At 51.3% G+C, this 26033-nt stretch carries 26 protein-coding genes and 1 pseudogene; 8 read left to right on the top strand and 19 right to left on the bottom strand.

The window, feature by feature from the left end:
* Positions 1-18 precede the first annotated feature (18 nt).
* Entirely contained in the window at positions 19-1023 is a 1005-nt protein-coding gene (argC, locus tag WDV75_RS20950; protein WP_273571816.1) for an N-acetyl-gamma-glutamyl-phosphate reductase, read from the bottom strand.
* A gap of 115 nt (positions 1024-1138) precedes the next feature.
* Between argC and argE the strand changes: the two genes are divergently transcribed.
* Positions 1139-2296 carry an acetylornithine deacetylase gene (gene argE, locus WDV75_RS20955; RefSeq protein WP_189760652.1) on the top strand — a complete coding sequence of 386 codons (1158 nt, stop codon included), beginning with the start codon at positions 1139-1141 and terminating at the stop codon, positions 2294-2296.
* A gap of 399 nt (positions 2297-2695) precedes the next feature.
* On the opposite strand, the gene WDV75_RS20960 is transcribed toward argE, so the two are convergent.
* Positions 2696-2950, bottom strand: coding sequence for a toprim domain-containing protein (locus WDV75_RS20960; RefSeq protein WP_273571827.1), 255 nt, complete (start codon positions 2948-2950; stop codon positions 2696-2698).
* 251 nt (positions 2951-3201) lie between these two features.
* Between WDV75_RS20960 and WDV75_RS20965 the strand changes: the two genes are divergently transcribed.
* Entirely contained in the window at positions 3202-3522 is a 321-nt protein-coding gene (locus tag WDV75_RS20965; protein WP_273571815.1) for a SymE family type I addiction module toxin, read from the top strand.
* Between the two features lie 87 nt (positions 3523-3609).
* On the opposite strand, the gene WDV75_RS20970 is transcribed toward WDV75_RS20965, so the two are convergent.
* The 4 genes and pseudogenes from WDV75_RS20970 to WDV75_RS20980 form a co-directional block, all read right to left on the bottom strand.
* The gene (locus tag WDV75_RS20970; RefSeq protein ID WP_273571814.1) at positions 3610-4059 is read right to left on the bottom strand and encodes a hypothetical protein; all 450 of its coding nucleotides are present in this window, start codon (positions 4057-4059) and stop codon (positions 3610-3612) included.
* Positions 4056-4343 (bottom strand): hypothetical protein, encoded by a 288-nt coding sequence (locus WDV75_RS20975; RefSeq protein ID WP_338860425.1) that lies wholly within the window; start codon positions 4341-4343, stop codon positions 4056-4058. Before WDV75_RS20975 ends, WDV75_RS20970 begins: the two co-directional genes overlap by 4 nt.
* Before the next feature lie 111 nt (positions 4344-4454).
* Positions 4455-4547 (bottom strand): annotated as a pseudogene (locus tag WDV75_RS22270) (RHS repeat-associated core domain-containing protein); the annotation flags it as partial.
* 174 nt (positions 4548-4721) lie between these two features.
* Positions 4722-5051: a hypothetical protein gene (locus tag WDV75_RS20980; RefSeq protein WP_338859976.1), complete on the bottom strand. Its 330-nt coding sequence runs from the start codon at positions 5049-5051 to the stop codon at positions 4722-4724.
* A 34-nt stretch (positions 5052-5085) separates the two neighbouring features.
* Here WDV75_RS20980 and WDV75_RS20985 point away from each other — a divergent pair, with 34 nt between their 5' ends.
* Complete coding sequence (locus tag WDV75_RS20985) at positions 5086-5256, top strand: hypothetical protein (RefSeq protein ID WP_273572158.1); 171 nt, start codon at positions 5086-5088, stop codon at positions 5254-5256.
* A 6-nt stretch (positions 5257-5262) separates the two neighbouring features.
* Here WDV75_RS20985 and WDV75_RS20990 read toward each other — a convergent pair whose 3' ends face one another.
* The 3 genes from WDV75_RS20990 to WDV75_RS21000 all read right to left on the bottom strand — a co-directional run bounded on the left by WDV75_RS20990 (position 5263) and on the right by WDV75_RS21000 (position 9463).
* Positions 5263-5454, bottom strand: coding sequence for a hypothetical protein (locus tag WDV75_RS20990; RefSeq protein WP_273572156.1), 192 nt, complete (start codon positions 5452-5454; stop codon positions 5263-5265).
* Positions 5455-5483: 29 nt separating this feature from the next.
* Positions 5484-6530 (bottom strand): site-specific tyrosine recombinase XerC, encoded by a 1047-nt coding sequence (gene xerC, locus WDV75_RS20995; RefSeq protein ID WP_273572154.1) that lies wholly within the window; start codon positions 6528-6530, stop codon positions 5484-5486.
* 218 nt (positions 6531-6748) lie between these two features.
* Positions 6749-9463 (bottom strand): CHC2 zinc finger domain-containing protein, encoded by a 2715-nt coding sequence (locus tag WDV75_RS21000; RefSeq protein ID WP_273572152.1) that lies wholly within the window; start codon positions 9461-9463, stop codon positions 6749-6751.
* A 136-nt stretch (positions 9464-9599) separates the two neighbouring features.
* Here WDV75_RS21000 and WDV75_RS21005 point away from each other — a divergent pair, with 136 nt between their 5' ends.
* Positions 9600-9932 carry an RstR family transcriptional repressor gene (locus tag WDV75_RS21005; protein ID WP_047686454.1) on the top strand — a complete coding sequence of 111 codons (333 nt, stop codon included), beginning with the start codon at positions 9600-9602 and terminating at the stop codon, positions 9930-9932.
* Positions 9933-10009: 77 nt separating this feature from the next.
* Positions 10010-10330, top strand: coding sequence for a SymE family type I addiction module toxin (locus WDV75_RS21010; RefSeq protein ID WP_273572149.1), 321 nt, complete (start codon positions 10010-10012; stop codon positions 10328-10330).
* 98 nt (positions 10331-10428) lie between these two features.
* On the opposite strand, the gene WDV75_RS21015 is transcribed toward WDV75_RS21010, so the two are convergent.
* The 3 genes from WDV75_RS21015 to WDV75_RS21025 all read right to left on the bottom strand — a co-directional run bounded on the left by WDV75_RS21015 (position 10429) and on the right by WDV75_RS21025 (position 12108).
* Complete coding sequence (locus WDV75_RS21015) at positions 10429-11040, bottom strand: hypothetical protein (protein WP_047686580.1); 612 nt, start codon at positions 11038-11040, stop codon at positions 10429-10431.
* A gap of 15 nt (positions 11041-11055) precedes the next feature.
* Positions 11056-11445: an EndoU domain-containing protein gene (locus tag WDV75_RS21020; protein WP_052189858.1), complete on the bottom strand. Its 390-nt coding sequence runs from the start codon at positions 11443-11445 to the stop codon at positions 11056-11058.
* Positions 11446-11778: 333 nt separating this feature from the next.
* The gene (locus WDV75_RS21025) at positions 11779-12108 is read right to left on the bottom strand and encodes a hypothetical protein (RefSeq protein ID WP_338859976.1); all 330 of its coding nucleotides are present in this window, start codon (positions 12106-12108) and stop codon (positions 11779-11781) included.
* Positions 12109-12142: 34 nt separating this feature from the next.
* On the opposite strand from WDV75_RS21025, the gene WDV75_RS21030 reads away from it, so the two are divergent.
* Positions 12143-12313: a hypothetical protein gene (locus tag WDV75_RS21030; protein ID WP_273572158.1), complete on the top strand. Its 171-nt coding sequence runs from the start codon at positions 12143-12145 to the stop codon at positions 12311-12313.
* A 6-nt stretch (positions 12314-12319) separates the two neighbouring features.
* Here the strand turns inward: WDV75_RS21030 and WDV75_RS21035 are convergent, their stop codons facing one another.
* From WDV75_RS21035 to WDV75_RS21045, 3 genes are all read right to left on the bottom strand, one after another.
* Positions 12320-12511 carry a hypothetical protein gene (locus WDV75_RS21035; RefSeq protein WP_273572156.1) on the bottom strand — a complete coding sequence of 64 codons (192 nt, stop codon included), beginning with the start codon at positions 12509-12511 and terminating at the stop codon, positions 12320-12322.
* A 29-nt stretch (positions 12512-12540) separates the two neighbouring features.
* Positions 12541-13587 (bottom strand): site-specific tyrosine recombinase XerC, encoded by a 1047-nt coding sequence (gene xerC, locus WDV75_RS21040; RefSeq protein WP_273572154.1) that lies wholly within the window; start codon positions 13585-13587, stop codon positions 12541-12543.
* A 218-nt stretch (positions 13588-13805) separates the two neighbouring features.
* Positions 13806-16520: a CHC2 zinc finger domain-containing protein gene (locus tag WDV75_RS21045; RefSeq protein ID WP_273572152.1), complete on the bottom strand. Its 2715-nt coding sequence runs from the start codon at positions 16518-16520 to the stop codon at positions 13806-13808.
* Between the two features lie 136 nt (positions 16521-16656).
* Here WDV75_RS21045 and WDV75_RS21050 point away from each other — a divergent pair, with 136 nt between their 5' ends.
* Together WDV75_RS21050 and WDV75_RS21055 are read left to right on the top strand one after the other, a co-directional pair.
* Positions 16657-16989, top strand: a complete 333-nt coding sequence (locus WDV75_RS21050; protein ID WP_047686454.1) for an RstR family transcriptional repressor — start codon at positions 16657-16659, stop codon at positions 16987-16989.
* A gap of 77 nt (positions 16990-17066) precedes the next feature.
* On the top strand, positions 17067-17387 hold the full coding sequence (locus WDV75_RS21055) for a SymE family type I addiction module toxin (RefSeq protein ID WP_273572149.1): 321 nt from the start codon (positions 17067-17069) through the stop codon (positions 17385-17387).
* A gap of 98 nt (positions 17388-17485) precedes the next feature.
* Here the strand turns inward: WDV75_RS21055 and WDV75_RS21060 are convergent, their stop codons facing one another.
* From WDV75_RS21060 to WDV75_RS21075, 4 genes are read right to left on the bottom strand one after another with little or no spacing between them, the layout of a single operon-like run.
* On the bottom strand, positions 17486-18097 hold the full coding sequence (locus WDV75_RS21060; RefSeq protein ID WP_047686580.1) for a hypothetical protein: 612 nt from the start codon (positions 18095-18097) through the stop codon (positions 17486-17488).
* Positions 18098-18112: 15 nt separating this feature from the next.
* Positions 18113-22780, bottom strand: coding sequence for an RHS repeat-associated core domain-containing protein (locus WDV75_RS21065; protein WP_338860429.1), 4668 nt, complete (start codon positions 22778-22780; stop codon positions 18113-18115).
* A 14-nt stretch (positions 22781-22794) separates the two neighbouring features.
* Entirely contained in the window at positions 22795-23250 is a 456-nt protein-coding gene (locus WDV75_RS21070) for a DUF1795 domain-containing protein (protein WP_273557860.1), read from the bottom strand.
* Positions 23251-23287: 37 nt separating this feature from the next.
* Positions 23288-25462 (bottom strand): type VI secretion system tip protein VgrG, encoded by a 2175-nt coding sequence (locus tag WDV75_RS21075; RefSeq protein WP_273557859.1) that lies wholly within the window; start codon positions 25460-25462, stop codon positions 23288-23290.
* Positions 25463-26033: the final 571 nt, after the last annotated feature.

The following is a 26033-nucleotide window of genomic DNA, read 5'->3' on the forward strand; positions in this document are numbered from 1 at the left end:
ATTCAGTTATTTTAGAAGTTAAAGTAATGCCTGAGTTTCTTCATACCCAAAACGAATATTCATGCACTGTACTGCTTGTGCCGCTGCCCCTTTCAACAAATTATCCTCAGCTCCTACGATGATCAGATGTTGCCCCTGAACAGCAAAACCAATATCGCAGAATGGCGAACCAACAACAGCTTTCAACGCGGGAACGCCTTTGCTATATAACCGTACCAACGGCTTATCATGATATGCCTGTTGATAAGCTTCCCTAATTTGTGCTTCTGTCACACCAGATTTCAACTTACAGGTAATTGTGGCAAGAATACCGCGTGAGAAATTGCCCAAATGAGGGGTGAAAATCACCTCTGTACCTAAATGTGTGGTGATTTCAGGTTGATGACGATGGTTAAAAACACCATACGGTTGCAAACTCACTTCACAGAAGCTATTGGCAATCGATGCTTTTCGGCCAGCGCCACTGACACCACTGACAGCGTTGATAACAGGCCAATGTTCTGTATCTAATAAATTTTGTTCAAGCAACGGTTTCAAGGAAAGTTGGGAAACGGTAGGGTAACAGCCGGGAACGGCAATCAATTGTGCTTGCTTGATTTTCTCGGCTTGCCATTCTGCCAACCCATATACGGCTTGCTCCAACCACTGCGTATTTTTATGTTCAAATCCATAGTATTTTTTATAGAACTGTGTATTTTGTACGCGGTAGGCACCAGATAAATCAAACACGATACAACCTGCTGCCAGAAATATCGGGGCAATATCATGGCTGACTTCATGAGCAGTGGCGAGAAAGACGACATCAATCCCTTTTGCTGCCTCAATCACCTCAGTTAGCGGCTGTAAGGGTAAATCCACAATACCTTGATATTGTGGATGAAGTTCTGAAAAACATTTCCCTGCATCTAAACTTTGAGAAGAAACCATCAAGCCGGAGAGATGGACATGGGGATGACGTTGCAGATATGCTGCTAACTCAGCTCCGGTATAACCACTGGCACCAACTATCAGCGTATTCAACATGGGATTTATTCACCTTTAGTATTAACCCAATAATATTAATTCAATGACTCAATTGCATTTATATGCAATAAACATGCATGAATATTGATACTATTATGAGTAAGGGCTGTCAACAGTGAATATTAAATTACCGTCTTTTATTAAATTATATCATCAGCTCATTGCGGCGCCTTCGATCAGCGCCACCGATGCTGAACACGATCAAAGCAATGAAGTTGTTATCAATCTGCTGGCGGAATGGCTAAAAGAGATCGGGTTTTCCATTGAAATTCAGGGCGTCCCTGAAACCAGAGGTAAATTCAATCTGCTGGCAACATTGGGCAGTGGTTCAGGTGGTTTGCTGCTATGTGGCCATACAGATACTGTTCCTTTTGATGAGGGGCGCTGGACACAAGATCCCTTCACGCTGACCGAACGCGATGGCAAATTATATGGACTTGGGACGGCTGACATGAAAGGTTTCTTTGCCTTTATCGTTGATGCGTTACGGGATATCGATGTCAGCAAACTATCGCATCCTCTGTATATTCTGGCCACTGCTGACGAAGAGACATCCATGGCGGGTGCACGTTACTTTGCTGCCAATACCCATATTCGACCTGATTTTGCCATCATTGGCGAACCCACATCATTACAGCCAATCCGCGCCCATAAAGGGCATATCGCCCAAGCGATCCGCATTGAAGGAAAATCCGGGCATTCCAGTGATCCAGCACGGGGCGTCAATGCCATTGATCTGATGCACGAATCCATTACCCAGCTCATAAAACTACGCCATACCTTACAAGAACGCTATCACAATCCGGCATTCGTCATTCCTTATCCAACCATGAATTTCGGCCATATTCACGGCGGTGATGCCGCAAATCGTATTTGTGCCTGCTGCGAGCTGCATATGGATATCCGCCCGCTTCCTGGATTGACTTTGCAGAATTTGAATGAATTGCTGAATGACGCTCTGGAACCGGTCAAACAGCGCTGGCCTGGCCGCCTGAGTGTGACTGAGCTTCATCCCCCTATTCCGGGTTATGAATGTCCAACAGACCACAAACTGGTCGGCGTGATTGAAAAACTGTTGGGAACCAAGGCAGATACCGTCAATTACTGTACGGAAGCACCTTTTATACAGGCATTGTGTCCGACCTTAGTCTTAGGACCAGGATCAATTGAACAAGCACATCAGCCCGATGAATTTTTAGATATGGCATTTATTGAACCAACAAGGACGCTACTTTCACAGCTTGTGGAACACTTTTGTTTGAAAGCGGGTTAAAGCGGTTCTGTTTTCCAGCCATCAAATAGCAAATTGGTTTCCTCTGCAGAATGTTCATAATTAGTACTATAAATGGATTGGGAGAGTCCAATTGGCGTCATAACCTCGGTGAATGCATCGGGGTTTTTCGCTATTTAGAGCTAAGGAAAAATTTTTAACTCCCATTGTTTATATCCCCATCCCAACAACCTTTCTTCCTACTTCACAATAGAACTTTTTGGTTGTGAATCCAGGTGATGGGACTGCACGCCGCCGCGTTTTTCCGCGTGGCCCCAGGTGGTCAGATGCTGACCCCAGACCATTTCGCCTTGTTCATTCAGCAGTTCCCGTACGGTGGGGCATCATCTCCGAGGCAGTCATACCCACACGGCTTCACCAGCCTTCACAGGGCAAGGCTTGTTAAAGAAGCGAACGGCGACCATTTTGCTCTGCCAACTTTTTTGACCCCGACGTGCATTTTGGGGCTGTGGGGAGTGCCACTCTATCCCCGTTGGCTTCCCGTGTGGTGATAACCCCCGGCTCAGGGACTAATGCCACCGCTTCATTGCCGGCCTTGTCATTGTCATAGGCAATATGCACCTGCCGAATCGCATATTGCCGGAAAGCCTCCCTGTGTGTGTCAGTAAAGCCGTGTACCCCATATGAGCAGGTCACTGGCGATAATCCTGTTGAAGATTCACCGTTGGCTAACTCTCGGTTATTTCGACGCTTTCAGGTTCTGGAATGACTGGCACAGGAAGATCAGGAAACGGTTATCAAGATCATTGATGCCATGATCGCCAAGCAGCGTATGGAGTCTGCATTACTGCCCGTTGATGAACCGGAGGGATAAAAATAGCGCGGCGCTGATGTGTTGAGACCACACCAACGCCGCTCACCACAAGCAACTAAATAGGAGTTGAATGATGGCTAAGGCGCATTCTAGGCAAAACCGTGCCGTAAATAAAGCGGCAAAAACAGAACGTTATTACACTGTGGGATACGTGCCGCAAAACGGCAGGCCGAACCCCAGACCCGCAATAAATTTAACGGGAAGGTGGCTTAAACAGGCCGGCTTTGAGATTGGCGGCACACTCACCGTTAAAATCATGGACGGTTGTTTAGTGCTTATTCCTGACAGCGACGACACCCGCACCATGAAGCAGCAGTACCAGCGCCAGCAAGACCAGCTCAGTGAGATTAAGCTCAAGATGCGGGAACTGCTTGGCGACTACAACAGCAACTAAGGGCAGGGAGTGAGCCGCTCTTAAAAAGAACAAAGCCGGAAGATCACAGGGATCTTTCCGGCTTTATTACTTACTTATATATGAATATTATTCAATTTCAATTATTAAATTATCAACCCATACATCAAAGTTATGTCTTGACATTAAAAATAGGGTTTCTAATAAATCAGAGCACTTTATTTTTTCGTAATGATCATCACTACGACCTTCTTCAGCAAAAAAACTGATAAATAATCTGGCATTATTTAACTCATTAATTAAAATGAATTTTTCAATAAGATTACTGAAATCCAATATCCTTTTCGGTGGTTTTCCATATTCCTCCCAATCTTCAAACTCGCCTACAAAATTCTCATCTATAAAGTCAATGCAATATTCATCATCCCTGATTTTAAAATAATTCAGCTTAATACGACGAATTTCATCATTACATTTAACTTTAAAGCCAATTTCCTCAAACAAAGATATTGAAGATGGGGGAACGCTTTTATTCCAATTAAATGCTATTAACTGGGAGCAATCAAAGTTCTCTATCATTCATTATATTTCCCATTGTATACATGATCATACAAGTGTTTTATATCTTTTGCTGAAGGAGATGTGACACCTCCATCATGAGTTTTTGATCCTACCGAACCATATATATCACCAGTTTTAGGTGAAACATTTCTTTTCGGTTGATGGACGTGAGGGCTAACACCGCCATGAGAATCCAATCCATAACGCTTAAATTCCCCACCTTCTCGACCTTTATTGTTATTAAAACCAGGCGATTTAGTGTGTAATAACTTTTCTTTTTTAGGATCAACGTGATTTTTCATGAAACCTTCCAGAGTTCTATCATTAGGGTCAGGTGCCTTACCTCCCATATTTGACGATTCTCTGGCAGCCTTACTCGCCGCAACATTAGCTTTCACACGTTCTACGATTGTTGGACACGTTTGTAGCCCAAATGGATCTACCCAACCTACCGGATTATGCACATACCCATATGGGTTAAATCCCCCCAGCAGCCCGATCGGGTCTTAGGGCAGGTTCCGGTGCGGTTATACTTTTTTAAGCGATTTTTTTCTTATCTATCAGCTTATTAAAGAACCGTTTTTACCTGTTTAGCCCATTCCCGCGAACCTAAAATGCCGAAGTGCACTTTTGGCCTGTTTTGCTATGCCACCGCCGCAAGCCGTTGTGCAGTATAGCGATCATTTTGGCTTGTGATGGATTGAATAACCTGATTTTGTGAGGCTTTTCACTTTCGGCAACGGGCGAACGTCGCCCAACTCGTTTGGGCGGCGGGCGCTCGTTCTGCGGGTGCGGGTGGCACAGAACCCGCCAGCGGCGCATTGCGACGCTATCAAGCACTGATGCGCAGGATCTGGCTCGGTTTTACCGATGATGCTTTGCTCAAGGGAAGCCCCCTCTGGGGGCTGCACGGGGCGGAGATGGCGAGCACGGTAACGAGCGAGGAGCGCAGCGACTGCGAGCCGGGCGCAGCCAATGCAGCGTGGGTTGGGGCGGGGGAGGTAAACCAACGGAGGCCGCAGGCCGACTTGCCTACAGGGGTGTTTGCCAGAGGATAGCAAGGCAGCTAAAGAAGGTACCTGCTTGGTTGGACGTTGGCGCAGTGTTCCGATTCGGCGCGGTGTTTGCCAAGAGGGTGCGCCGATGCTGACAGCAGAAGGCGAAGCCTTGTGCGCCACACCCCGCGATGCCGAACAGCGGGGGCGCCAGACATAATGTAAATTATGCGATGCGAGCCGCTTTGCCCGGTTTTTGGGAACGACTCAGCGCAACGGCGAGTTTCGCATAATTCCCCCACATTATGTTGAGTGGGCTTTGGGCGGCCTGCACTGACTGAACGGGGACACGGCTGCTCAGGCCGACCATGGCCCACGTACCCCCGCGAGCACCGATGCTGACGGGCAGTCCGGCCACGGTCTGCCCCTGCACCGTTCCCAGCGAACTCAACGGGGACTGTCAGACTGCCCGGTGCGTTGGGGTGTCGGTTCGGCATCCGGCTCGTCGCTGGCACAACCTGCACTGCTTTCCTGTGGTGTCGGTGTGTCACGCTCTGCCGGATGGGTTTGTTTATGCACTTTCTTCAAGTGACCGATCGCCACGCGTGTATAAATTTCTGTCGTGTTAAGTTTCTCATGTCCCAGCATTGCCTGGATATGGCGGATATCCGCGCCGTTATCCAGCATCTGCGTCGCCATTGAGTGCCGGAACAGATGGCAGGCGCCCGGTTTGTCTAACTGCGCCTGCTGCCGGATGGCCTTGCCTGCGATCTGCGTCAGGTGTCCCAGACTCAGCGGCCTGCCCTTTTGCGAGATAAACAGATAACCGCTGTCATAGTGCGCGGCCAGTTGTGGCCTGACGTTGACCAGATAGCGTTTCAGCCAGCCCAGCGCCCGCTCACCGACAGGCACAACCCGGTCTTTATTCCCTTTGCCCTGATTCACGACGACCGCACCGCGTTCGAAGTCGATGTCCCCCTGCCGGAGCTGGCGTAACTCCATGCGCCGGATGCCGCTGCTCCAGAGGATTTCCAGCATCACCCGGTTGCGAAGTCCCAACACACTCTGATCATCAAGGCTGTCCAACACCTGCGTGGTTTCCCGTTCACTCAGGATCTGCGCCGGCAGCCGCTTTTCTTCTTTCGGCAACACCATCTGCTCGGCTGGGTTATAGAGGATGTGATGGCGTTGCAGCAAATAGCGGAACCACAGCCGCAGGGCGATCAGCCGTTCCCGCTGACCGTTATTGCCGTAAGGCTGGCCATCGGCTTTACGGTAAGCCCGCAGATACCGCTGCCAGCTTTCCAGTAACACCAGTGTGACCTGTGCGGGGTAACGCACCGTGCGCTGTTCGCACCAGTCGATAAAGGGTAGCAGGTAGCTACGGTATGTTTCCCGCGTGCGGTCAGCCCGGCCTTGTGCCAGCAGCGTGTCGAACCACGCTTCAAGCTGTTGGCGCAGTGTGATCAGGGTGTTGTCGTGTGAAGTTATCATGCGGATTGTCCTTTTTGTCGTGGGTGCTATCCGGCAGTACGGTATGACGGGAAGTTTTTATTGTGTTGCCGGAACAGTGATTTTTCGTTTTGTCAGACTTGCGCTCGGTTAACCCACTCTGGCTGTGGCTTTAGGGTAGTTTTGGCTACCCAGACTTGACCCCGACTTGGGGTAGACTTGGGGAAGACTTGCCTCCGTGCTACCCAGACTTGCGGGGATCATACCGGGACGATCAGGCCGCTTAAGTGGGCGCTGTCGCCGTCACCGTCCCACAGCAGTTCGTATTGCAGCAGGTGCCCGCGACTGCCACCGTGAACAAGCAGGTATTCCATGTCGCTCAGGCGCTGGCAATGCAGCTTAAGCTGGCTGTCGCTCCAGTTCGTGTAAGCCCGGATATCCCGTCGGGTAAAACGCACCCTATTCAGTGCGCATTGTTGTTCTGCTGCCATGCCGTGCGCCATCTGCTGGATTAACAGTAACAGCCTGCGCGTCTGCGGCGGCATTTCGTCCAGCGTCCGGCCTAAGATTTCATGGGCAAGCTGGTTCGCCAGTTTGATATCGTCTTTGCTCACTTCGATATATTCAAGCCGCTTGCCGCGATGCTCAGTGCTCTTGATCTCCCGCTGGTGCTGGTGCAGCAGGGCAATGCTCTGGATTAACGTCAGGTATTTCATATGGTCACGGCGGGTGCGGGTTTTATCTGACAGGAACGTCAGTTGGTGAGCATAGGGATTGACCACATTCAGCGGTTTCAGCAGCCGCTGGGCGTTCTGGTGAAGCTGGGTCAGATAATCGCGCTCGTTCTCGGCCAGCAAGCCTTCGAGGGTTTGTTTCTGGCGCTGCACCGCGTGGATCGCTTCGGTCTGTTCGCGGGATTCATTCACCGTCAGCACCAGACAGCGGTTGAGCAGCTCTTCATCCACATCAATGGCAGTCGTGGTGAGCATCAGCATCACCGGGCCTTTGACGGTGTAGCTTTTGGTCACGAGGTTGCCCGTGGCTTCATCCTTGCCCGTACTCGCCATTGTTAACTCGCCGTCTGACTGCAACAGCTTGAGCGCATAAGCCGCCTGCCGCACGCCTTCTTCTTCCGCGATGGCTAATATTTTGTGCTGCAGGTTGGTTTCACCGAGATAAAACAGGCTCTGGCCGGTCATGGCGCTGTACTGGATGCGTTCTTCTTCCGGGATCAGGTTCAGTACGGCATCCATTAATGAGGATTTTCCGGCGGCACTGCTGCTCTGGATCAGGACGGCTAACGGTTTGGGTAACTTTCGGCTCACGGCCGCCAAAAAGCCCGCCAGTAAGTTAGTGGATTCGCCGACTACGCCGCAGGCGGCTAAGTCAGCGGTAATACGCGCCGTCAAGTACGGATCTTGCAGTAACGCCAGTGCTGCTTCCCGTTCCGCGATCCCCATCTCCGGTACGTTGGGGCCGGTGTCCGCGGGTTGTTGCTGCCACTGTTCGATCGCCAGTAACACCTGCCCCAGCGAACGCCGCAGATCCGCTTCGCCCAGCCCCAGCTCAGCCGCAGCCAGACGCGCATAACTGTGGCGGGAACGGGCACTGATCAGATCAACGCCATCCGCGAACAACACGCCGCTTTGCCTGTCCAGCACCTGCGCATTGAGTTTCATCACGGCAGCGCCGGCTTTGACTGTGCCCATGCCGCGCAGACACCATTGTAATGTGCCGACCGAGATCAGCAGCTCGCCGTTGTCGCCGGATTCACACACCACATTCGGCGTCACGCGGGGCACAGGTTCAGCGGCTAAGATGACTGTTGGTTCGGGGTCAACGGCGGGTTCAACTGTCTGGCGTTCAACGATAACGAGATCGGCAGCTTCCTGCATCGGTACGGCACTCTCAAGCAGCAGGGCAAAGGCGGATTCGGGTTCTGCCATCTGACACAGATAACCGTTCGCATCCCTGCCCGGCGGGAACACCACGCGCAGCGGTGTGATCCCTTTGGCAACCAATGCTGACGCCAGTTTGACCGCCGCTTCATTGCCTGCACTGTCATTGTCGAACGCGATCAGTACCTGCTTAATGCCGTAGTGTTCGAACGCCCGCCAGTGATCCGCTGTGACGCCATTTACGCCATAGGCGGCAGTCACATTGCGTTGCCCCGTTACCCAGAACGACATCGCATCAATCAGCGATTCACACAGGATCAACGTCTTGGACGTACCCAGCGCGGTTTCATTCCAGACGCCACCATGCGCCCCCGGCAGATACAGATGCAACGGTGTGCCCGGTCGCAGACGATCCGTGATTTTACGCCCGTACACTTCCTGTATCTGCCCCTCAGGACTGATCACCGGCACAACCAGTGAACCAACAAAATGCTCATGCCCTGATTTTCGCATCACGCCAGCGGCCTGTAAGCGTTGGCGGACATCAGCCCCGTCTTTGGTGTATTTACTGCCGGGCAGACGGTAAGCGAGCGTCCGGTTGGCAAAACCCAGCTTAAACTGCGTGACTAATTCAGGATGATTGAGCCGCCGCTTCGCCAGATACGCCTGTGCTTCCGGCGCATTCAGCAACGTATGGTGATAGAACCCAATCACCCGCCATAACAGCCCCTGTTGCCCGATAGCATCACTGACCAGCTCCGCAGGTTGCACCAACGGCTCTACCGAGGGATTGACTCCTAACACCGCGCGCAGGCGTTCCACGGCATGGCGCAGGCTTAACCCTTCGGTTTTCATCACCCAGTCCAGCACCGAGCCGCCCGCACTGCAACCAAAACAGTGATAGAGATTTTTTGACGGTGTGATGACCATCGAGGGCGTTTTCTCTTCATGGAACGGGCACAGCACAACCATGTCTTTGCCGCGCTTAAAGAGCTGCCGGCCTTGTTGCTCGATAACGGCCACTAAAGAGACGGCGGCTTTCAGGTGCTGTAATTCTGCGTCGGGGATGCGAGCCATAAAAATGTTCCTTTTAAAACCTTGTCAATGCTCTCTATAGATATTATTATATGCTCTATAAAGATTATTTAGTCAAGTCTATTTAGAACAGGGGGCGATAATGGAACTCATCAATATTGACAAAGGAACAGACTGGATGAGTTTTTCTACCCGCTTTCTGCAACTGCGCAAGCAGCATAGCCTGACCCAGCCCCAGATGGCTGAGCGTGTAGGCATACACCTGACCCAAGTTCGCCGCTACGAGTCTGGTGAAGCACAGCCCTCTTTGGACATTCTCAAGCGGATTGCTGTCACTTTTAATGTGTCGGCGGACTGGCTGATATTTGAGGAAGAAGAACGTGAACCGCAGGACGAACTGAAGCTGAAGTTTGAGGCGGTTAAACAGATGGATGAGGAAGAACAACGTTCGGTGATTTCAGTGCTGGATGCCCTGATTCTCAAGCATCAGGCTAGGCTATTGATTGGATAATCTGACTTAACGCGGCGCTGATGTGGTTGCAACACACCAACGCCGCTGACCACAACCAACTAACAAGGAGTTGAATGATGGCTAAGGCGCATTCTAGGCAAAACCGTGCCGTAAATAAAGCGGCAAAAACCGAACGTTATTACACCGTGGGATACGTGCCGCAAAATGACAAGGCCAATGCCCCGCCCGCAATTCATCTTAAAGGGCAGTGGCTTAAGCAGGCCGGATTTGATATTGGTGGCACACTCACCGTCAAGATTATGGATGGCTGTTTAGTGCTCATTCCTGACAGCGACGACACCCACACAATGAAGCAACAGTACCAGCGCCAGCAAGCCCAGCTCAGTGAGATTAAGCTGCGGATGCGGGAACTGATTGGCGACTACAACAGCAACTAAGGGCAGGGAATGAGCGGCTCTTAAAAAAGAAGAAAGCCGGAAGATCACGCTGATCTTTCCGGCTTAATAACGTGAATCATATTTCAGTTATTATTAATTTAAAAGCTACCACATGGAAATAGTTCAGATAAATTTCTCTTATAATATTCTATTTCATCTTGGTTTTTAAGTTTATAGTTTGACTTATAAAAATAAAGACTTAGCCAATACACACGGACGTAAGATAAATATTCATGTCTGTTTTTTTCTGAAAAATCAATGATTGAGTCTAAGGTGTTTTTTATACTTTCATTATCTTGCTCTGTATTCAAAGCCTCTTTAGTTAGTTTTTTAAGGGTCATGTAAGTATCTTTAAATTCTTGGGCACTCAAATGGTTTTCTGGCTCATCATAATTAACAAATAAAGCTGATTCGATATCATGAATAAGAATATCATCAATTAAACCAGATTTGTAATCTCTTATGTTTTTAATTAAATCAATCAGTTCCTTGCTCTGAGTTGATTCTACCAAAGAAATAATTACTGGTTCATGGCACAAAATTTCAAGATATTTATCTTCAATAGAACTATAGATATCTATAAGAAAATCATTATCAATTAATTCAATAATTGACCAAAAAAATCCGTCATGAAAATTAAACCACATATTAAAAGAGAGTATTTCATCACACTTTCTTTTAATTTCACGAATGCTATGTTCTATATTCATATAATCCATCATGCGTTAAGGTTGAATTGAATTATCTGGGAAAATAGAGCCGCCCCCTTTAGGGTCACGGACAACTCGGATAAAGACTCCATTATGTGTTCCTGAAATCATAGTTCCGCCAGAAGGCATGTCTACTTTTACACTACTTGGAGAATCCCAAATTACTTTCCCTGCATGTTTAATATCTGCATCACTCCAATTTTCTGGGAACCATGATTGGCCTGTTCCTTTGCGTTTCGCTTTAGATGCATGGTTAGGTATATTTCCTACCCGTACCCCATTAGGATAAGTATGCTCTATATTGTAAGGGATACCTCTTGCTTCTAACTCCCGAATAGCTGATTGTCCATGTCCCCCACCACTTAACCTTCCGTTTGGGAATGTTTTTCTATCCCTCGGTGGCATAGAACTGGCTTCCTTCCAGTCTCCTTTACTAGAATGATTAACAACATCATCATTTATGAATGAAGATGGACAATTTGTTAATCCAAAGGGGTCTACCCATCCGGTGGGGTTATGGACATACGAATACGGATTAAACCCGCCCAGCAGCCCGATCGGGTCTTAGGGCAGGTTCCGGTGCGGTTATACTTTTTTAAGCGATTTTTTTCTTATCTATCAGCTTATTAAAGAACCGTTTTTACCTGTTTAGCCCATTCCCGCGAACCTAAAATGCCGAAGTGCACTTTTGGCCTGTTTTGCTATGCCACCGCCGCAAGCCGTTGTGCAGTATAGCGATCATTTTGGCTTGTGATGGATTGAATAACCTGATTTTGTGAGGCTTTTCACTTTCGGCAACGGGCGAACGTCGCCCAACTCGTTTGGGCGGCGGGCGCTCGTTCTGCGGGTGCGGGTGGCACAGAACCCGCCAGCGGCGCATTGCGACGCTATCAAGCACTGATGCGCAGGATCTGGCTCGGTTTTACCGATGATGCTTTGCTCAAGGGAAGCCCCCTCTGGGGGCTGCACGGGGCGGAGATGGCGAGCACGGTAACGAGCGAGGAGCGCAGCGACTGCGAGCCGGGCGCAGCCAATGCAGCGTGGGTTGGGGCGGGGGAGGTAAACCAACGGAGGCCGCAGGCCGACTTGCCTACAGGGGTGTTTGCCAGAGGATAGCAAGGCAGCTAAAGAAGGTACCTGCTTGGTTGGACGTTGGCGCAGTGTTCCGATTCGGCGCGGTGTTTGCCAAGAGGGTGCGCCGATGCTGACAGCAGAAGGCGAAGCCTTGTGCGCCACACCCCGCGATGCCGAACAGCGGGGGCGCCAGACATAATGTAAATTATGCGATGCGAGCCGCTTTGCCCGGTTTTTGGGAACGACTCAGCGCAACGGCGAGTTTCGCATAATTCCCCCACATTATGTTGAGTGGGCTTTGGGCGGCCTGCACTGACTGAACGGGGACACGGCTGCTCAGGCCGACCATGGCCCACGTACCCCCGCGAGCACCGATGCTGACGGGCAGTCCGGCCACGGTCTGCCCCTGCACCGTTCCCAGCGAACTCAACGGGGACTGTCAGACTGCCCGGTGCGTTGGGGTGTCGGTTCGGCATCCGGCTCGTCGCTGGCACAACCTGCACTGCTTTCCTGTGGTGTCGGTGTGTCACGCTCTGCCGGATGGGTTTGTTTATGCACTTTCTTCAAGTGACCGATCGCCACGCGTGTATAAATTTCTGTCGTGTTAAGTTTCTCATGTCCCAGCATTGCCTGGATATGGCGGATATCCGCGCCGTTATCCAGCATCTGCGTCGCCATTGAGTGCCGGAACAGATGGCAGGCGCCCGGTTTGTCTAACTGCGCCTGCTGCCGGATGGCCTTGCCTGCGATCTGCGTCAGGTGTCCCAGACTCAGCGGCCTGCCCTTTTGCGAGATAAACAGATAACCGCTGTCATAGTGCGCGGCCAGTTGTGGCCTGACGTTGACCAGATAGCGTTTCAGCCAGCCCAGCGCCCGCTCACCGACAGGCACAACCCGGTCTTTATTCCCTTTGCCCTGATTCACGACGACCGCACCGCGTTCGAAGTCGATGTCCCCCTGCCGGAGCTGGCGTAACTCCATGCGCCGGATGCCGCTGCTCCAGAGGATTTCCAGCATCACCCGGTTGCGAAGTCCCAACACACTCTGATCATCAAGGCTGTCCAACACCTGCGTGGTTTCCCGTTCACTCAGGATCTGCGCCGGCAGCCGCTTTTCTTCTTTCGGCAACACCATCTGCTCGGCTGGGTTATAGAGGATGTGATGGCGTTGCAGCAAATAGCGGAACCACAGCCGCAGGGCGATCAGCCGTTCCCGCTGACCGTTATTGCCGTAAGGCTGGCCATCGGCTTTACGGTAAGCCCGCAGATACCGCTGCCAGCTTTCCAGTAACACCAGTGTGACCTGTGCGGGGTAACGCACCGTGCGCTGTTCGCACCAGTCGATAAAGGGTAGCAGGTAGCTACGGTATGTTTCCCGCGTGCGGTCAGCCCGGCCTTGTGCCAGCAGCGTGTCGAACCACGCTTCAAGCTGTTGGCGCAGTGTGATCAGGGTGTTGTCGTGTGAAGTTATCATGCGGATTGTCCTTTTTGTCGTGGGTGCTATCCGGCAGTACGGTATGACGGGAAGTTTTTATTGTGTTGCCGGAACAGTGATTTTTCGTTTTGTCAGACTTGCGCTCGGTTAACCCACTCTGGCTGTGGCTTTAGGGTAGTTTTGGCTACCCAGACTTGACCCCGACTTGGGGTAGACTTGGGGAAGACTTGCCTCCGTGCTACCCAGACTTGCGGGGATCATACCGGGACGATCAGGCCGCTTAAGTGGGCGCTGTCGCCGTCACCGTCCCACAGCAGTTCGTATTGCAGCAGGTGCCCGCGACTGCCACCGTGAACAAGCAGGTATTCCATGTCGCTCAGGCGCTGGCAATGCAGCTTAAGCTGGCTGTCGCTCCAGTTCGTGTAAGCCCGGATATCCCGTCGGGTAAAACGCACCCTATTCAGTGCGCATTGTTGTTCTGCTGCCATGCCGTGCGCCATCTGCTGGATTAACAGTAACAGCCTGCGCGTCTGCGGCGGCATTTCGTCCAGCGTCCGGCCTAAGATTTCATGGGCAAGCTGGTTCGCCAGTTTGATATCGTCTTTGCTCACTTCGATATATTCAAGCCGCTTGCCGCGATGCTCAGTGCTCTTGATCTCCCGCTGGTGCTGGTGCAGCAGGGCAATGCTCTGGATTAACGTCAGGTATTTCATATGGTCACGGCGGGTGCGGGTTTTATCTGACAGGAACGTCAGTTGGTGAGCATAGGGATTGACCACATTCAGCGGTTTCAGCAGCCGCTGGGCGTTCTGGTGAAGCTGGGTCAGATAATCGCGCTCGTTCTCGGCCAGCAAGCCTTCGAGGGTTTGTTTCTGGCGCTGCACCGCGTGGATCGCTTCGGTCTGTTCGCGGGATTCATTCACCGTCAGCACCAGACAGCGGTTGAGCAGCTCTTCATCCACATCAATGGCAGTCGTGGTGAGCATCAGCATCACCGGGCCTTTGACGGTGTAGCTTTTGGTCACGAGGTTGCCCGTGGCTTCATCCTTGCCCGTACTCGCCATTGTTAACTCGCCGTCTGACTGCAACAGCTTGAGCGCATAAGCCGCCTGCCGCACGCCTTCTTCTTCCGCGATGGCTAATATTTTGTGCTGCAGGTTGGTTTCACCGAGATAAAACAGGCTCTGGCCGGTCATGGCGCTGTACTGGATGCGTTCTTCTTCCGGGATCAGGTTCAGTACGGCATCCATTAATGAGGATTTTCCGGCGGCACTGCTGCTCTGGATCAGGACGGCTAACGGTTTGGGTAACTTTCGGCTCACGGCCGCCAAAAAGCCCGCCAGTAAGTTAGTGGATTCGCCGACTACGCCGCAGGCGGCTAAGTCAGCGGTAATACGCGCCGTCAAGTACGGATCTTGCAGTAACGCCAGTGCTGCTTCCCGTTCCGCGATCCCCATCTCCGGTACGTTGGGGCCGGTGTCCGCGGGTTGTTGCTGCCACTGTTCGATCGCCAGTAACACCTGCCCCAGCGAACGCCGCAGATCCGCTTCGCCCAGCCCCAGCTCAGCCGCAGCCAGACGCGCATAACTGTGGCGGGAACGGGCACTGATCAGATCAACGCCATCCGCGAACAACACGCCGCTTTGCCTGTCCAGCACCTGCGCATTGAGTTTCATCACGGCAGCGCCGGCTTTGACTGTGCCCATGCCGCGCAGACACCATTGTAATGTGCCGACCGAGATCAGCAGCTCGCCGTTGTCGCCGGATTCACACACCACATTCGGCGTCACGCGGGGCACAGGTTCAGCGGCTAAGATGACTGTTGGTTCGGGGTCAACGGCGGGTTCAACTGTCTGGCGTTCAACGATAACGAGATCGGCAGCTTCCTGCATCGGTACGGCACTCTCAAGCAGCAGGGCAAAGGCGGATTCGGGTTCTGCCATCTGACACAGATAACCGTTCGCATCCCTGCCCGGCGGGAACACCACGCGCAGCGGTGTGATCCCTTTGGCAACCAATGCTGACGCCAGTTTGACCGCCGCTTCATTGCCTGCACTGTCATTGTCGAACGCGATCAGTACCTGCTTAATGCCGTAGTGTTCGAACGCCCGCCAGTGATCCGCTGTGACGCCATTTACGCCATAGGCGGCAGTCACATTGCGTTGCCCCGTTACCCAGAACGACATCGCATCAATCAGCGATTCACACAGGATCAACGTCTTGGACGTACCCAGCGCGGTTTCATTCCAGACGCCACCATGCGCCCCCGGCAGATACAGATGCAACGGTGTGCCCGGTCGCAGACGATCCGTGATTTTACGCCCGTACACTTCCTGTATCTGCCCCTCAGGACTGATCACCGGCACAACCAGTGAACCAACAAAATGCTCATGCCCTGATTTTCGCATCACGCCAGCGGCCTGTAAGCGTTGGCGGACATCAGCCCCGTCTTTGGTGTATTTACTGCCGGGCAGACGGTAAGCGAGCGTCCGGTTGGCAAAACCCAGCTTAAACTGCGTGACTAATTCAGGATGATTGAGCCGCCGCTTCGCCAGATACGCCTGTGCTTCCGGCGCATTCAGCAACGTATGGTGATAGAACCCAATCACCCGCCATAACAGCCCCTGTTGCCCGATAGCATCACTGACCAGCTCCGCAGGTTGCACCAACGGCTCTACCGAGGGATTGACTCCTAACACCGCGCGCAGGCGTTCCACGGCATGGCGCAGGCTTAACCCTTCGGTTTTCATCACCCAGTCCAGCACCGAGCCGCCCGCACTGCAACCAAAACAGTGATAGAGATTTTTTGACGGTGTGATGACCATCGAGGGCGTTTTCTCTTCATGGAACGGGCACAGCACAACCATGTCTTTGCCGCGCTTAAAGAGCTGCCGGCCTTGTTGCTCGATAACGGCCACTAAAGAGACGGCGGCTTTCAGGTGCTGTAATTCTGCGTCGGGGATGCGAGCCATAAAAATGTTCCTTTTAAAACCTTGTCAATGCTCTCTATAGATATTATTATATGCTCTATAAAGATTATTTAGTCAAGTCTATTTAGAACAGGGGGCGATAATGGAACTCATCAATATTGACAAAGGAACAGACTGGATGAGTTTTTCTACCCGCTTTCTGCAACTGCGCAAGCAGCATAGCCTGACCCAGCCCCAGATGGCTGAGCGTGTAGGCATACACCTGACCCAAGTTCGCCGCTACGAGTCTGGTGAAGCACAGCCCTCTTTGGACATTCTCAAGCGGATTGCTGTCACTTTTAATGTGTCGGCGGACTGGCTGATATTTGAGGAAGAAGAACGTGAACCGCAGGACGAACTGAAGCTGAAGTTTGAGGCGGTTAAACAGATGGATGAGGAAGAACAACGTTCGGTGATTTCAGTGCTGGATGCCCTGATTCTCAAGCATCAGGCTAGGCTATTGATTGGATAATCTGACTTAACGCGGCGCTGATGTGGTTGCAACACACCAACGCCGCTGACCACAACCAACTAACAAGGAGTTGAATGATGGCTAAGGCGCATTCTAGGCAAAACCGTGCCGTAAATAAAGCGGCAAAAACCGAACGTTATTACACCGTGGGATACGTGCCGCAAAATGACAAGGCCAATGCCCCGCCCGCAATTCATCTTAAAGGGCAGTGGCTTAAGCAGGCCGGATTTGATATTGGTGGCACACTCACCGTCAAGATTATGGATGGCTGTTTAGTGCTCATTCCTGACAGCGACGACACCCACACAATGAAGCAACAGTACCAGCGCCAGCAAGCCCAGCTCAGTGAGATTAAGCTGCGGATGCGGGAACTGATTGGCGACTACAACAGCAACTAAGGGCAGGGAATGAGCGGCTCTTAAAAAAGAAGAAAGCCGGAAGATCACGCTGATCTTTCCGGCTTAATAACGTGAATCATATTTCAGTTATTATTAATTTAAAAGCTACCACATGGAAATAGTTCAGATAAATTTCTCTTATAATATTCTATTTCATCTTGGTTTTTAAGTTTATAGTTTGACTTATAAAAATAAAGACTTAGCCAATACACACGGACGTAAGATAAATATTCATGTCTGTTTTTTTCTGAAAAATCAATGATTGAGTCTAAGGTGTTTTTTATACTTTCATTATCTTGCTCTGTATTCAAAGCCTCTTTAGTTAGTTTTTTAAGGGTCATGTAAGTATCTTTAAATTCTTGGGCACTCAAATGGTTTTCTGGCTCATCATAATTAACAAATAAAGCTGATTCGATATCATGAATAAGAATATCATCAATTAAACCAGATTTGTAATCTCTTATGTTTTTAATTAAATCAATCAGTTCCTTGCTCTGAGTTGATTCTACCAAAGAAATAATTACTGGTTCATGGCACAAAATTTCAAGATATTTATCTTCAATAGAACTATAGATATCTATAAGAAAATCATTATCAATTAATTCAATAATTGACCAAAAAAATCCGTCATGAAAATTAAACCACATATTAAAAGAGAGTATTTCATCACACTTTCTTTTAATTTCACGAATGCTATGTTCTATATTCATATAATCCATCATGCGTTAAGGTTGAATTGAATTATCTGGGAAAATAGAGCCGCCCCCTTTAGGGTCACGGACAACTCGGATAAAGACTCCATTATGTGTTCCTGAAATCATAGTTCCGCCAGAAGGCATGTCTACTTTTACACTACTTGGAGAATCCCAAATTACTTTCCCTGCATGTTTAATATCTGCATCACTCCAATTTTCTGGGAACCATGATTGGCCTGTTCCTTTGCGTTTCGCTTTAGATGCATGGTTAGGTATATTTCCTACCCGTACCCCATTAGGATAAGTATGCTCTATATTGTAAGGGATACCTCTTGCTTCTAACTCCCGAATAGCTGATTGTCCATGTCCCCCACCACTTAACCTTCCGTTTGGGAATGTTTTTCTATCCCTCGGTGGCATAGAACTGGCTTCCTTCCAGTCTCCTTTACTAGAATGATTAACAACATCATCATTTATGAATGAAGATGGACAATTTGTTAATCCAAAGGGGTCTACCCATCCGGTGGGGTTATGGACATACGAATACGGATTAAACCCGCCCAGCAGCCCGATCGGGTCAGGGCTGATGTACTGCGCCGTCTCCGGCGAGTAATACCGAAAGCGGTTATAATATAACCCACTTTCCTCATCCTCGTACTGCCCTAAAAACCGCAGGTTGCAGTTGACGTGATAATCAGGATCGTTGGAGGCAATCACCAGCGATCGTTCCGCTTTGCCCCACGTGGTTAACCGCTGTGCCCACACCAGAATCCCTTCCTCATTAAGCATCTCGCGCGGCGTGCCCTGATGGTCACTGACAATATAGTGTAGCTTACCTCGCTCAAAGCGGGCCGATGGTGTTAATGAACCGGGTTCATAAAGCCAGCGGATACGCTGATTTTCTGCTGGCGTACCATCCGCGTAAATCGGCGTTTCTTCGATAAGCTGGTCACCGCTCCACAAATAATCATGCCCGACAATCGCATCGGCTTTCGATTCCATATCTGGCCTGCCCGCTAACCATAATTTTAAATTAGCAGAGGCCCGTTTTCCATCATACACTTTCAGCTTCCGGATTCTTCTGCCAAAAGGATCATATTGATAATGCCAGCGTGAGCCGTCTGGTGTTTCACATTGCGTCAGCTGATTGAGTACATTCCAGCGATAACGCCATATTTGTGGACGGAAGCCATCACGGTACTCATTTTTCTCTACCAGCCGTCCAGCAGTATCGTAATGATAACGGGTATCTCCGTGCTGCACCACCCGCCCAGCTTTCTGACGCTGGGCGATCTGCGCCACCGCTCCGCGTGCATCGGTAGGAATGTACTGGCTTAGGTTGCCATTGGCATCATAGCTGAACTGCTCTTTGTATGGACGGGAACCCTGATACAGTGTCTGGATTATCTGGCCGTTAACATTGTAACGGTAACGGGTTTGTCCCCAGCGACCGTCATCAATTACCCGGAGGTTGTACGCCCGGTCATATTGCCAGCTCCGGTTAACCGCCGTAGCCTGGGGGGGAAAATGCGGATCATTTTGTTGCAGGGTTTCCCGGAAAAAGGCGGTTGCCCGACCGGCCGACTGATGGGCCAGCAATCCCGTCGCGGTGTAACGGCTGGCAAGGATAAAGCCAAGGGCACTTTCCCGCACGGTTTCCTGCCCCAGCGGATCATGCTGTAAAGAAAGCGGGCTATGTTGGTTGAACTGAAAATGATTCAACCACCCCATCCGGTTATACCCAAAATGCAGGGTATCCCCGCCCAGAGTTTCGGCTGTCGGCAGGTCGTTAAGGTCATCCCATTCACGGTTAATCTCACGCCCGTTCAGGCGATCGCCAGTCAGGCGTCCTGCCTCGTCATATTCAAATTCCACCACGGCATCGGCTGAGGTGGCGCGAATCATCCTGCCCTGCGTGTCATAGGAATAATCAGTCACCGACTGCAATTCATCATGCAGTTTCCCGGCCTGCCAGTATTCCTGCCGCTGGATTTGGTCATTAGCGGTATAACAAAAACGAATGAACTGACCGTTAGGATAGCGGATCAGCGTCCGGCGGCCTGCCCGGTCATAGGTATATTCGACTGTTCGCCCGGTAAAATCGGTTTCACGGATAATTTGCCCGGCTAAATCCCGCTCATAGCGATAGGTTTCACCGGTGGCCAGGGTCACGCTGTTCAGGCGAATTAAGCGATCATAACCAAAATGCAGCACCGTCCCATCGGGGCGAGTGAGCTGGGTCAGCAGGTCAAAGGCGCTATAGGTATAACGCGTGGTATTTCCCTCACCGTCCGTGACCGCAGTGACCCGGCGTTCATTGTCATAGCTAATGTGCTGTTTCACCCCGTCCGGCAGTTCGATTTCCGTGACGCTGTCTGCCGGGCTGGCATGAAACGTGCAGTGCTGATAACGGGTTTGCTGACCCAACGCATCGGTCACACTGTGCAACCGCCCCAGCCCGTCCTGCTCATAATGCGTGGTGTAACCGTTTGGCGCCAGAACCTGATGCAACTGGTGTTGTTCGTATTCATAACGCCACTGGGTGCCATCCGGTAGCACCCGCCGCAACATCTCACCCTGCGGGTTATAACGGTATTCTTCCCGCCGCCCTTGTGGGTCTGTCACCGCATCCAGTGCGCCCTGTTCACTGTAGTGAAAAATCCACTTTTTGCCGTTCGGCAGTTTGGCCTGCAACAGTTGACCGTATTCATCATAGTCATAGACAAATATTTCACCGGAAGGCAGCGTCAGTTGGGTCAGTTCCCCGTAGGGCGTGTATTCGAACTGGGTTTTTCTGCCCAGTGGATCAGTTTCTGAAAGTTGATGGCTCAGATCCCATTCCAGTACCGTTTCCCGCCCCAATGGGTCAATTTTGCGGGTGATATGGCCGTTTTCGTTGTACCAATAGCGGGTACAACCGCCTTCTGCATCCAGATAGGTGGTGACTTTGTTGACATCATCATACAAAAAACGATCCTGCCAGTAGCCTTGTGGGGTTCTGACCGAGACTACCCGTCCCCGGTTGTCATACCCCATCGACACATCCGTTGAATCTGTGTCATGCCAGCGGGTCATATAACCGCGGGGATCGTATTCGTGCCACAAGTGACTGAACTGAAACGAATGACATTCTGACAGATAATCTTGCGGGTTATATCGGCAGGTCACCAGAGTCTGGCGCAGTTCTCCGGTCAGGTACTCGATAGAAGCCAATCGGTTCTGGTCGTAATCCAGTAACAAACGATAACCATCGGAATGGATAACCTGTGACAGCCGATATTGTTGCTCCCCAAAGGGATCTGCGTAATGGAAGGTGATTTGGTTATTGTGACGGTCACGGATTGTAGACAATAACCGTTTATCGCCGGCCTGTTGTTCAAAACTCAATGTTAATTGGGTCTGACGATCAAACAGGTGCAACCCGCCTGTTAAGGTGCCAAACAGCAGATAATGTCCGGCATGCAGGTTAACCGAGAACACATTTTCTTCCGGCGTATGGAATGTGTAGACCACCCCATCGGCATCCGTGAAATGCGTCACTTCACCCGCTCGCCTTAAATGTTGTGACCAGTCATCGGACCATTTAGGGCCAAACAAGCCCGCAAAATTTTCGGTTGAACGGTAAGTTCGGGTCAGTGATAGCGGTAATGTGCCCGGCAGGGAGAGCAGGGGCCATTGTTGCAAAAAATCCCCGGTGGCCATATCGACCGGGTCACTACAGGTATCTTTCTCGTTCGGTTTTTTACTTTGCTTCTGGGTCGATTCCTTCGGTTTATCCGATTTGGTGACCCCTTTTTTATTGCGTGGCAAGGGCAATAAACCGGCGATAACCACGGCCCACTGCAAGGCTTTATTGCTTTCCTGCAAAATAGGGAGCGCCTCTCCCGTTTCTGGGGTAATGGAAATCGATCCCGCTGCACTGTTGATATTGGCATCACAGGTAGTGCGATGCCCCAATCGGGCAATCGGCTTGCCGTTGGCAAACACGGTCTTTGCGCCTTCAGCGACCACGCCGGGAGGATGGTCACTGCATACCACCGGGTCGCCTTTCCGCGCGACCGGTTTACCCTCAAAGAACACATTGGGTGATCCTTTCGCAATGGTGCCTTTATTGCTGCCATATTGCCCGATGGCGGCGCCAATCCCGGCACAGGTTCCACCAACAAACCCGCCAGCGGCTGCGGCTGCGGCAACCACAACCAGTGCCGCTCCGCCCGTGGCAACCACCAGAGCGCCCACCGCAACCGCCGCGACAGCCCCCAGTAAAATTCCGCCCAGCGCCCCCCACAACCCGGCATTTTTGTTCTGATGAGCAATGGCATCGCCTTCCCTGGCCGGATTTTCACCTTCGGTTGCCACGGTGCCCATGCCCATCCCTTTGGCGATAGCATGGCCGATTTTATCGCCGACATACATCCCCGCGGCCCCGCCTGCTGTGCCGGCAGCTAATCCCACCGCAAAAGGGACAGCAGCGCCCGTGGCCGCCGCATAGGTCGCACTGGTTGCCAGCGTGGCATCGGAGAAAGTATCACTTTGTAAAAACGCCAGCGCCCGGTCAGAAGTGGATTTTTCTGTCCGTGGCGGCACGGGCGCAGGTTTGCCTCCCTTTGAAGGCAGGATCGGATTGCTGGCGACCGGTGACGGAGATGGTCGCCCAGCCGCTGCTGCGCCCATAATCACATTCTGTGAAACACTCATGTCACACCTCCCTGTCAGGCGTTATCCTTCTGCTCACCGCGCAGCCGGAACGTGGCCATCATGGTCTGCATTTGTTCCCGCTGTGCCGGTGTCATCGCTCCCTGACAGGAGCCGGTGAAAATCAGCACGTCCTTGGGCGCATTCAGCATCATCATCAGTTGGTGCACCGTTCCATTTGGGGCACGCCAGCGAAATTCAAACGTCTCCGTTTCAAACCCGTTCAGCGCCCCCGATTCATGGGCTATCGCTTCATAATCTTTTAATTGCTTGCCAATTGCGGTCATTTCCCGCTCGGCAAACTGGCTGAATGTCAGTCCCCACGGTAAATTATCGCGGGAGATGGTGAAACTGGTGCCATTTTTTTCATCGCTGCTGTTCAACACCAGAATACTGGCATCCTGCCAGCTGGCCGGCAGCATGATGGTGCCCTGATTAAAGTGAAAAGGGGTGAGATCAAGTTGATTGTTCATGGAAGTTCCTTCTTGCTGCAATTTAAAAATCAATGTGTTATTTGTTGATGTTAACCTGGCCACCTAATACGGTGACCCCGCTGTCGTTTAGCTCAATACTGGCCCCTCCAAACGAAATTTTGATGCTGGTTTTCGTCATCTGGAGGGTGCCGCTGCCCACTTTCAGCGTGATATCATCTTCCGCTTCATATAATTGTGTTCCCGCTCCGGCTTTACCTGCCGTGGCTTTCACCTGTACCACATTGGCTTCCGTACTGCGTGTCTGACCGATGGTTTCTGTCAGGTTGCCTTGCTGCACGGTTTTGAATTCATCACCTGTCTGGATTGTCAAAGTCCGGTCGCCTGCCTCCACCACCAGACTCTGGGCATTTTTAACTGTGGTGTGCATATCCTTCTGCGCATGCAACGCCAGCCGCTCACTGCCTTTGGCATCTTCAAACAGCAACTCGTTATACCCTTCGCCCTTATGGGTTTTGGAACGGAAGGCCATCTGGGTTTTGCTGCCCGGCAGCCCGCCTGGCGGGATATTGCTGGCGTGGTAAGTCCGGCCGGTGACGATGGGTTGATCCGGATCACCATGCAGAAAATCGACGACGACTTCCTGACCGATACGCGGGATGGCCAGCATGCCCCAGCCCTGGCCCGCCCACGGTTGGGTGACGCGTATCCAGCAGGAGCTGTGGTCATCGCTCTTGCCGTAGCGGTCCCACGGGAACTGGAGGCGGATACGGCCATACTGGTCACAGAAGATTTCTTCCCCCGCTGGGCCAACCACTTTGGCAATCTGTGGGCCGTCGATGACTGGTTTTGGCAGTGGCGCAGGACGCCAGTTCTGGTTATGGCGGATAAAGTGGAAGTGGCTGTTCAGGGTGGTGCCTGTGCCGCTATTGGCGGTTTCCAGCGCCTGCGGCTGACTGCCGGAATGACGGGTTCCCACCACTTGCCACGGTTGGTTCAGGTCGGCGCGCGGGTGGTTGCTCAGGGTGAATAATTTACCTGGCTGGATGGCAATGGCATGACCGCTACCTTGCCCGGTCATAGCATTGTTGCGCAGGGCTTCCAGCCGGTAACGGGTAAAATCTTTCCCGTGCGCTTCATCTTTAAAACGCCCCGGATAGTCGTAGTGCTCGTAATACCTCTGTTGCAGGGTGTCTTCCTTCATCTGCTGGCTGAATTCGGCCGGCCAGGCTGGGTTTTTGAAAGTGTAATCTTTCAGTTGCACCCGGGCCGGTCGCACCTGGGCGCTACAGGTCAGGCTGCTGATGGCGGGTTCTCCCACGGTGCTTGCATCACCCGGCTGGTAAGGGAACACCTTGTCCGGTGGCACCGAACCACAGTCATCGGCAAACACCAGCGTGTTACGCCCGTTACCACACTCAAAGAAGTAGAAAATCCCCTCTTCGGCCGTCAGCCGTTGCAGAAACGCGAAATCACTTTCCTGATATTGCACACAAAATTCTCGTTCCGGGTGCGGATGGCGCAGGCTGAAGACGACATCACGGATACGGTGCTCTTTCAGGATTGTGGTGATAATCGCGGCAATGTTCAGTTGCTGGAAGATGCGTGAGTTTTGCCGCAACGTGGTACGCCACAGATCCGGGCGAATGCTCATCTGGTAGGTGGTCTGGTGCAACCCGGTGTTACCCTGCTCAAAGCTGGCCACCACCCCCGTGATGCTGCGCTGTTCAATGCCCTCCTGCAAAATGGTCAGTGTCGCCGTGCGATCCAGTACTGCCGGAAAATCGATGGACGGATCAGCACTGGCCAACCCCACTTCCAGTTGGAATGGCTGGGAAAAGTGTTCACTCAGGGTGAAATCGGTGACGACAAAAGTTTGGGGCGACAGGCCACCGGCGGTCAGGGTAAATTGCAGACCGCTGGGCGAGCTTCCAACGCCAGGCAACTGACTGACTTTTTGCAGGGCTTTGGCGGCGGTGCTGTGTCCGGCGGCCGCTTTTTGAGCCAGCCCGCCTGCAAAACCGCCACTTGTGATACCGTTCCCGATACCACCTGGCAGCCCGGCGGATTGTCCCCGTGAAACAAAAGACTGCCCCTGCTTCAGTTTGGCGAGTCTCTCTTTATCGGCGGCGCGTCTGGCCAATTTGTCGGCGAGATCTTTTCCGCCTTGTCTCAGCGGGTCGGCAGCTTCTTTTCCTTGCTGAACAAAAGATAGCCCCTGCTGTAACTTATCGAAGATTTTTTTCTCTGACATGGTTATCTTCCTGAAATAATGACGAACACGATGGCGTCGGTTATCCCGCCTGATTGCACAGCAAGCCATAACATCCGACACAAGAGTTAAAGTTAATTCATGCTGTCTCTGACAACTTTGTTAATTAAGTCCGCAAGTTGTTGCCTTATCGCTGGCTCATTAGCGGAACAAACGCAAATATTACGCCGTGGTAGGGCGATAATTTGTAAAGACGTTGTTGCCCGAATTGTTCGGAATTCATGGTGAATAAAAGGGGGATAATAAATAGTGAACATGTAAAAACCAAATTCACACAAGTGAAATAAAATGTTGCCATCAACAATGGCGGAATAAAAAGTTAAAATCATTGCTTCACTGGCGAAATATGCTGTTTTTTATAAAGGTTCAACGCATTGTTTTGCTTATTTTATCTGAAGGTGAAAGGTTTATTTTTTAAGGACATGATTTATTTATAAATATATAAAATTCACTGCTTTGGGGAGTATGATCATTTTTATTTTATGATCATGATCACGAAAATTATTTTTGAAAGAATAAAATAATTATTAACGCCATCATTAAATAAATCGCC

It is taken from the genome of Xenorhabdus griffiniae, from assembly GCF_037265215.1.
Classification (GTDB): Bacteria; Pseudomonadota; Gammaproteobacteria; order Enterobacterales; family Enterobacteriaceae; genus Xenorhabdus; species Xenorhabdus griffiniae.